The 8,951-nt window shown below is 35.1% G+C and carries 8 protein-coding genes; 2 read left to right on the forward strand and 6 right to left on the reverse strand.

The window, feature by feature from the left end:
• Positions 1–1,026, reverse strand: a 1,026-nt coding sequence (locus tag ACPYKA_RS15485; RefSeq protein ID WP_479543118.1) for a MutS N-terminal domain-containing protein, incomplete at its 3' end; no start/stop codon positions are given.
• Between the two features lie 173 nt (positions 1,027–1,199).
• Here ACPYKA_RS15485 and rnz point away from each other — a divergent pair.
• Positions 1,200–2,120, forward strand: coding sequence for a ribonuclease Z (gene rnz, locus ACPYKA_RS15490; RefSeq protein ID WP_479543119.1), 921 nt, complete (start codon positions 1,200–1,202; stop codon positions 2,118–2,120).
• Between the two features lie 653 nt (positions 2,121–2,773).
• Here the strand turns inward: rnz and ACPYKA_RS15495 are convergent.
• From ACPYKA_RS15495 to mce, 4 genes are all read right to left on the reverse strand, one after another.
• Positions 2,774–4,012, reverse strand: a complete 1,239-nt coding sequence (locus tag ACPYKA_RS15495) for a DNA polymerase IV (RefSeq protein WP_479543120.1) — start codon at positions 4,010–4,012, stop codon at positions 2,774–2,776.
• A gap of 83 nt (positions 4,013–4,095) precedes the next feature.
• A complete protein-coding gene (locus ACPYKA_RS15500; RefSeq protein ID WP_479543121.1) occupies positions 4,096–5,238 on the reverse strand; it encodes a M20/M25/M40 family metallo-hydrolase in 1,143 nt (380 codons plus the stop codon).
• Between the two features lie 21 nt (positions 5,239–5,259).
• Positions 5,260–6,810 carry an acyl-CoA carboxylase subunit beta gene (locus ACPYKA_RS15505; protein ID WP_479543122.1) on the reverse strand — a complete coding sequence of 517 codons (1,551 nt, stop codon included), beginning with the start codon at positions 6,808–6,810 and terminating at the stop codon, positions 5,260–5,262.
• A gap of 16 nt (positions 6,811–6,826) precedes the next feature.
• On the reverse strand, positions 6,827–7,252 hold the full coding sequence (gene mce / locus ACPYKA_RS15510) for a methylmalonyl-CoA epimerase (RefSeq protein ID WP_479543123.1): 426 nt from the start codon (positions 7,250–7,252) through the stop codon (positions 6,827–6,829).
• Positions 7,253–7,356: 104 nt separating this feature from the next.
• On the opposite strand from mce, the gene prli42 reads away from it, so the two are divergent.
• Positions 7,357–7,494, forward strand: coding sequence for a stressosome-associated protein Prli42 (gene prli42, locus ACPYKA_RS15515; RefSeq protein ID WP_479543124.1), 138 nt, complete (start codon positions 7,357–7,359; stop codon positions 7,492–7,494).
• 26 nt (positions 7,495–7,520) lie between these two features.
• Here the strand turns inward: prli42 and ACPYKA_RS15520 are convergent, their stop codons facing one another.
• Positions 7,521–8,510: an aromatic acid exporter family protein gene (locus ACPYKA_RS15520; RefSeq protein ID WP_479543125.1), complete on the reverse strand. Its 990-nt coding sequence runs from the start codon at positions 8,508–8,510 to the stop codon at positions 7,521–7,523.
• Positions 8,511–8,951: the final 441 nt, after the last annotated feature.

Below are 8,951 nucleotides of genomic sequence, written 5' to 3' on the forward strand. Positions count from 1 at the left end.
AAGTCTTTCAAGATCATAGACAGTTTTTAAAGCTTCTCTTAGTGCATCTCGCTCGATAAACGCATTCGTTAATGCTTCAACAACTTGTAAACGGTCATTAATTCTCTTTTTATCCGTCAAGGGTCTTTCTACCCATCTTTTTAAGGTTCTAGCTCCCATTGCGGTAACTGTTTTATCGAGGACCCAAAGTAAAGAACCGTACCTATCTTTTTTTCGGATTGTTTCCGTTAATTCAAGGTTACGCTTAGAGTACATATCAAGAGAAACATAATTTTGTAATTTTATTATTTTTGGTTTTTGTAAATGGTGAAGCGATCTTTTTTGTGTATGTACGATATAATTTAAGATTCTGCTAAATGCTTTTAAAAATCGTTCATCCTCAAGATTTTCAAGTAAATGACGAAATTCACCAATAAAATTTACCTCATCTTCATATGAAAGAACAATTTGTAATTGATTCTCTAATTGATTTCGATAAGACTCAGGTAGCTTAGAACTAATTACAAGTTCTTTTATTTGTTGATTTACTAACTCGTGAATCACAGTAGAAAAGTCTGCTTCGACTAATACAATTTGTGACTCTCCGGTTGACAGTTCATGATAAACAATGACGAAAGAATCATCTTTAAAATGTGATAAACTTGCGATATAATTACTCTCCGTTTCAAGTAACATAGAAGATTCCATCACTGTACCTGGAGTGATTAATTGAACGACTTCCCTTTTTACTACACCTTTAGCTTTTTTCGGATCTTCTACTTGCTCACATATAGCAACTTTATATCCTTTATCTACAAGAGTTTTTATATATCCTTCTGCTGAATGATAAGGCACACCACACATCGGTATAGGCTCTTTTTGACCAGAGTCTCTTTTTGTTAAAGTAATTTCAAGTTCTTGCGCTGCCTTAATCGCATCTTCATAAAACATTTCATAAAAATCACCGAGACGAAAAAAAAGAAATGCATCTTGGTGTTCGGCTTTTATTCGTAAATATTGTTGCATCATTGGTGTCTGATTTGACATAAATAAATCCTCCAAAAATGGTTCATACTATCAATCTATTATAACACACAAAATGGAACAGATAAAAAGGCTAGTTATACCTCTACATTGTTTTCCCTATCATTCATCTTGTGTTAAAATGGTAATACTTTAAGCAGTGCAGTGTCAGGAGTTTAAATCAAGGAGTTATTCAGATGAAAATTACATTTTTAGGTACGGGGGCCGGCATTCCTTCTAAAGAAAGAAATGTAACCTCAATTTTGCTTGATCTTACACAAGAAAATAATAAATTATGGTTATTTGATTGTGGGGAGGCGACACAACATCAAATATTACATACTTCTATTAAACCGAGAAAAATAAATAAAATTTTTATTACTCATTTACACGGGGATCATATCTTTGGGCTTCCAGGTATGTTAAGCAGCCGATCATTTTTAGGCGGGACGGAACCGTTAACTGTTTATGGCCCAATAGGAATTAAACAATATATTGAAACCTCTTTGGAGATTAGTCAATCTCATCTATCTTATCCAATCCATTTTGTAGAACTGGATACGAGTGGAAATGTTTTTGAAGATAATGATTTCATAGTTGATTGTGTTCTGCTGGATCATAATATTAAGAGCTTTGGATTCCGTATTAAGGAAAAAGACAAACTTGGTGAACTGAATGTACGAAAATTACAAGAATTAGGTATCCCTCCTGGTCCTATATATAGCAAAATTAAGCAACAAGAGCAAACAGTTTTGGAAGATGGACGAGTAATCGAAAGAAACGATGTTGTGGGCGAGCCTAAAAAAGGCAGAATTATCTCTATATTTGGGGACACAAGATATATTCCGAAACATGCTTCGTTTATAAATGGATCGAATCTGTTAATCCATGAAGCTACATTTGATGCTTCCAAACTAGATTTAGCTAATAACTATTTTCATTGTACGACGGAACAAACAGCTGAGTTTGCAAAAAAAGGAAATGTACAGACACTAATATTGACCCATATTTCCTCTAGATATCAACAAGAAGATAAAAATCAGTTATTGCAAGAAGCAAAATGTATTTTTCCAGACACAATGTTAGCATATGATTTTTTTACGTATGAAGTAAAGTGAGAATTTGTTTCAAAGGTAAAAAAGAATTTTTAAAGATTAGATAACTCTGTTAAAAACAAGAGGTTAGGACAAATATGTTCTAGTCATACAGAAATCCGAACTATATTTTTTCAAATGAAATTTGAATTAGTTCGGAATTTTTTGTGTACTTATCTATTGTTGCTGATTTTCCATAAACTGTGCAGTAACTTGGGGCAGTAATTATCTTACCGCTACGGAAATACACTACGCTTTCCGTGGGCGGCTGTTGAGCCCCTTTGTGCTACGCACTGCGTGGTCTCACCGAGGCCTTTCCTCCCACAGGAGTCTCCGTGTATTTCCTTCGCTGGTGCATGGATTATACATGTTCTATACAAGTATTCACCGTTCTAGTTGATTGTAGTGAAGGGCAGTCGACTCCTGCGGGAAAAGCACGTGTCTGAAGACTCAGAAGCAGTGGGTTTCTGCTTCGGAGGCAGACCGCCGTGCCCGCGGAAAGCGTACTGCCCGGAACGAAAATCAACGGTTTTGTAACTAGCTTTACAAACTTTCATTACTGCACAGTTTCCTTCGACTACGTATAAGGTGTGTTATAATAGTAACATTTTAAACATCTGTTGCGGCTATTTCCCAATCTTTTATGGTTACCGTGGTATAAGAATGTTGTAAGCAAGCTACTGTTTTCGATAATCATCAAGAAAGTCCTTTTGGAAACTTGTACGAAGCAATTTATTATTTTCTTCCTTATCACTCTTCAATTTTTTAAACGTATTCTCACCAAATTTTTCTTTTAGACTTTCGATTGTTTTATTCATATGGTGTTTTTTTACTTCATCCTCGTAGGTAAACAAATCCAATTGTTGAACTACATATTGGTTCTCTAATAAATCTTGAACTGTCACTCCTAACAATCGTATGGGTTCCTTAGTCCAATGTTTTTTTAATAAATCGATAACAGTAGAAGCGATTGTTTCCATATCATCAATGTATTGTGCAAGTTTTCTACTTCTTGTCACAGTTTTACGATCGTTATATCGAATCATTAGTTGCACTGTTTGTCCCATCATTTCTCTTCGTTGTAACCGTTCCTCTACTCTTGTGGCCAATTGAATTAACAGTTTTTCGATTTCTAGTTCATCTGTTGTATCTGTTGGTAACGTCTGTGAATTTCCTATACTTTTAAACTCATTCACTGCATCTGGATCTACTTTTCTTGAATCAATGCCATTTGCACGTTTTATCAATCTTTCCCCATTAATACCAAGCAAATGCGATAACGTGTATTCATCTGCTTTTGCTAGATCTCCAATAGTTTGTATGTTTATTTTATGCAGTTTTTCAGCTGTCTTTTTACCAACACCATACATATCATCAACTTTTAATGGCCAAAGTTTTTCAGGTAAATCTCGAATTCTTAAGACTGTAATCCCTAACGGCTTCTTCATATCTGAAGCGGTTTTTGCTAGAAATTTATTTGGACCAATGCCAATGCTACATGGAATATCTAAAACAGACAGTAATTCGTTTTGGATTGATTTTGCAAGCGTAATTGGATGAGTTGGATGGTCAGTTACATCCATATATCCTTCATCTATAGATACCGGTTCAATTAAAGGGGTAAAATTTGCTAACATCCTAAAAATTTTTGTAGAAGTCTCTCTGTACCTCGGAAAATTTGGACGGATGACAATTAGCTCGGGACATAATTTTTTCGCTTCCCAGAGTGGCATTGTTGTTTTAATACCTTTTGCTCTTGCTTCATAACTACTCGTTACAATAATCCCTTTTCTTTCTTCGGGATTACCCGCAATCGCTATTGGTTTTCCTTTTAGTTTTGGATTGTAAGCCATTTCTACTGAAGCATAAAAGCTATTCATATCAACGTGAAAAATTACTTTTGCTTTTTTTATCATGTTCATTCATCCTTAAACCTATAAAAGATTGGAAAAAGCGTCCATTTTTATTCGCTTTTAAATAAATTGGACGCTTTAAACGCTCACGCTTCCTTTGAAGTAGCTGTATCATTGATTATTTGAATTACTAATTTCGTTAAATTAACTAGATTACTGACATGGATGCGTTCTTTTGTTGTATGGATATGTTCATATCCGACAGACAGATTTACAGTTGGGATACCATATCCATTAAAAATATTTGCATCACTTCCACCGCCACTTTTTAAAATATCAGTTGGTAATCCATGTTTTTCGGCAGCATTTTGAGCGATTCTAACAACATCATCATCTTTATTATACTGAAATCCTGGATATATTTCTTCCACAACTACTTCTGTCCTACCTCCAAATTTTTCAGCAGTACTTTCATAAGCTGTTTGAATTTCATTTACTGTTTTTAATAATTTGTCCTTTTTTAAAGAACGAGCCTCGGAAACAATTTCCACATAGTCACAAACAACATTCGTTTGGGTTTCTTTCCCACCTTGAAAATAACCAATGTTAGCAGTTGTTTCATCATCTATTCTTCCCAAATTCATTTTAGAAATTGCTTTAGCTGCAACAGTTATTGCAGAAACGCCTTTTTCGGGTGCAACACCTGCATGGGCTGATTTTCCGTAAACTTTAGTGCTTATTTTTGATTGGTAAGGTGCTTCAACAACAATGTTACCAACTGGTCCATTGCTATCTAAAGCATACCCGAATTTTGCATTTAAAAGCGATGTATCTAATGCTTTTGCTCCAGCAAGTCCTGATTCTTCACCAACTGTGATGACAAACTGGATATCACCATGTTTTAAATTATTCTCATTTAAAAGACGAATTGTCTCTAATAAAACAGCTATTCCTGCTTTATCATCTGCTCCTAGAATTGTCGTTCCATCTGATACGATATAGTCATTTTCAATGGAAGGCTTTATATTTTTTCCAGGTGTTACGGTATCCATATGAGCAGTGAAAAATATTGTATCCATATTATCGATATTACCTTTTAAATTACAAATTAAATTATTTGCTTGATGATCTGTTTTATTCTTAGCATCATCTTCAATCACTTCTATACCTAAAGTCTTAAACTTTAGTTTTAAAACACTTGCTATTTCTGCTTCAAATTTGGTTTCAGAATCAACTTGTACTAAATCTATAAACTCATTAATTAACCGTTCTTGATTGACTTTGATCACGAGTAACGACTCCTCCTAAAATTATAACGGAATGTTTCCATGTTTCTTCTTCGGTCTTTCTTCTTTCTTATCATACAACATATCTAAAGATTGTATTAATTTTAATCTCGTATCCCGCGGATCAATAACATCATCCACCATTCCAAGTCCAGCTGCAATATATGGATTTGCAAACTTTTCTTTATACTCATCTATTTTTTCTTGTCTAGTTTGTTCTGGATGGTCACTTTCCGCAATTTCTCTAGCAAAGATAATATTTGCAGCCCCCTCAGGCCCCATCACAGCAATCTCTGCATTCGGCCAAGCAAATACTAGATCTGCACCAATTGATTTACTGTTTAATGCAACATAAGCTCCTCCGAAAGCCTTTCGAACGATTACCGTTATTTTTGGAACGGTTGCTTCTGAATATGCATACAAGATTTTCGCTCCATGACGAATAATTCCACCATGTTCCTGTTTAATACCTGGGAAAAAGCCTGTAACGTCTTCAAATGTAATAATTGGAACATTAAATGAATCGCAGAAGCGAATAAAGCGGGCTGCTTTGTCACTGGAATCAATATCAATTCCACCTGCCATATAACGTGGCTGGTTACAAACTAATCCTACGGGTTGTCCTTTTAGCCGAGCAAAGCCTACAACTATGTTTTTAGCAAAATCTTTATGTAATTCAAAGAAACTATCTGGGTCGACTATTTCATTTATTACTTTTTTAATATCATAAGGTCTAGTTGTGTCATAAGGTACGATTTCAGTTAAATCACCGCGATAATGATCATCATTGGAATCATATTCAGCTATTGGTGGTTTATTTTCATTATTGTCCGGTAAGTAAGATAAAATTGATTTAACCATATCAAGTGCTTCATCTTCAGTTTTAGCACTTAAGTGAGCGTTTCCACTTTTCGTATTATGTACATGTGCTCCACCTAAATCCTCAGCAGAAATCTTTTCCCCAGTTACGGTTTCAATAACTTTCGGCCCAGTTATAAACATTTTAGATGTTTTTTCTACCATAATGATAACATCAGTTATTGCTGGAGAATATACGGCGCCACCCGCACTTGGTCCCATAATTACGGATATTTGAGGAATGACACCTGAGTAAATCGAATTTCGATAAAATATTTGACCATAACCATCTAAAGATGAAACACCTTCCTGAATTCTAGCTCCACCTGAATCATTGAGCCCAATAAACGGCACTCCGCTTTTAGCAGCCAAATCCATGACATTCGCAATTTTTTTTGCATGCATTTCACCAAGCGCTCCACCAAAAACAGTGAAGTCTTGCGCAAATAAATATACTGGGCGTCCATTGATTTTCCCATATCCAGTTACGACACCTTCTCCATGTGCTTCAACCTTATTCATCCCGAAGTCTGTTGTACGGTGTTCCATAAATGGATTTAGTTCGACAAAAGTACCCTCATCGAGAAGATAATTTATTCTATCTCTTGCGGTTTGTTTTCCACGCTCGTATTGTTTTTCAATTCGTTCGTCTCCGCCGCCTAATTCCACTTCACGCCTCTTATCATAAAGTTCATTAATTTTACTATAAATATCCATTTTGTTCACTCCTTCATTAATGTTGGCATAATTCGACTAAAACACCATTCGTTGATTTTGGATGTAAAAATGCGATTTGTGAATTATTTGAACCTTCTTTCGGTTGTTCATTTATTAATCGGATACCTTCTGTCTTCAATTGATGTAAACGCTTTTCAATATCATTAACTTCAAGGGCGATATGATGAATTCCTTCCCCTTTTTTTTCTAAAAATTTGGCAATTGGTGATTCTTGACTGATCGGCTCAAGTAATTCAATTCTTGATTCTCCAATTTTTAAGAACGCTACTTTAACTTGTTCTGATTCAACCTCTTCAATATTTTCTAATGTTAACCCTAATAAATCTTTATAAAATGATAGTGAATCCTCTATATTATGTACAGCAATTCCAATATGAGCTATTTTTTCTGGAGCTGTAAAAGTACCATTTTTCAGTTCCAATTTTTTTCCCCCTTCTATTGGTATGCAAAATTATTATATACTTGTCCATTTTAACATTTAACGATAAACTATATAATAGAAATTGCTCTAAAGGGGGTTTAACGGTGGCGAAAAAACAAAATCAGGCACCTAGAAGAAAATCGAAACGTGAGCGACGAATGAAATTTTTCATCTATTTAATGGTTCTTGCCATGCTTTTATCTCTACTTACAGCAGGTTTAAGTGGTTTAGCACTATTATAAATAAATTTTTTAGAAGACTGGATGCTTCATTGCTGTTTTCCTGTCTTCTTTTCATTTTTTAGGTTTACTTCTTCAGGTTTTTTAAATTTACTTTTTAATGTTAAGTATTCTTCAATATCATAAAGTAGCTGAAAAAGGCTTGCTCTTGTTTCAAATTCATCTTGTGTTGCTGGTAACTCCTCTTTTTTAAATTCATTTTTAATATCCTTCAATTCATCCAAAAATAAAACAGCTGTATTACCTGGATGTACTGCTTCACTTAATTTTTCAAAAAAGTCCGCAATACGTTCCGATATGTCATCTCTTTTTGGTAGTCGTGTAACAAGCGGTAGCATTTGCTGTAGTAAATCAAATTGTTTTTTTCGCATTATAAAATAACTTTCAAACGAATGATCGTCACGTAATAAATGATTTTCTCTGTCCCGCTCCACTAATTCCTCGGCTTCAATTAAAATTTCTTCTACTTTGGTTATTTCTTTTCCGTCCCAATCCATATTTTTCTCCCGGATATAAAGGGCGATTTCAAGTAAGATTATTTTAAAATTGTTTTCTAACTCTTTTTGCTTTGCTTTTAACTGCTTATCTAAGCTCGGCATATATAAATTAACAAGCAGTCCAGTACCAATACCGATAACAATTAATAAAAATTGATCGATTAAAAAATCGATTTTAATCGTTCCGAAAGCATACAAATTAAGGGTTATAACCGTACTTGTCATTATTCCTTTTTCTATTTTGAGTAAAACGGTTGTTGGGATAAAAACTGCAAGCAACACACCAAGTATAATCGGTGAGTAACTAAATAATTCAAAAAAAACAACAGAAAATATGATTGCTAAAATACATGCGATAAAACGGTGCCAAGCACTTTCAACAGATTTTTTTCTAGAAGGTTGGATACACAAAATTGTTAATATTCCTGCTGAGGCAACATTAGTTACATTAAATAATTGTGCTATAGTAATTGCAATTGGTGTAGCAATTGCCGTTTTAATCGTACGATAACCGATTTTCACCTTTCAATCTCCCTCAAGTAAATTCTTCTTTTTCTTTTTTTAAAAACTAATAATCAACAGATTAATGTTCCAAACTTTATCCCCAGAATCCATAAACTGTGTAGTAAAGTTCAAATAGCAACAGTCCTACTACGGAAATACACTACGCTTTCCGTGGGCGGCTGTTGAGCCCCCTTGTGCTACGCACTGCGTGGTCTCACCGAGGCCTTTCCTCCCACAGGAGTCTCCGTGTATTTCCTTCGCTGGCTGTGCTAGTAAACGGTCTGCACAGTTTGATACTGCTATCATAATGGTTGATTGAAGCCGGAGGGCAGTCGACTCCTGTGGGAAAAGCACGTGTCTGAAGACCCCGCAGCGGTGGGGTTTCCGCGAGGCAGGTTAAGTGCGCGACGTCCTGTCGCAACACCTGCACTTGCACGTCCTGTGCTTCGGAGGCTGAAG

This window comes from Pseudogracilibacillus amylolyticus (SeqCode), assembly GCF_051918545.1.
Classification (GTDB): domain Bacteria; phylum Bacillota; class Bacilli; order Bacillales; family Amphibacillaceae; genus Pseudogracilibacillus.

Excerpts from the sequence above, each read along its gene's own strand:
- rnz (WP_479543119.1), top strand. The coding sequence starts at position 1,200 with ATGAAAATTACATTTTTAGGTACGGGGGCCGGCATTCCTTCTAAAGAA.
- ACPYKA_RS15505 (WP_479543122.1), bottom strand. The coding sequence starts at position 6,810 with ATGGATATTTATAGTAAAATTAATGAACTTTATGATAAGAGGCGTGAA.
- ACPYKA_RS15495 (WP_479543120.1), bottom strand. The coding sequence starts at position 4,012 with ATGATAAAAAAAGCAAAAGTAATTTTTCACGTTGATATGAATAGCTTT.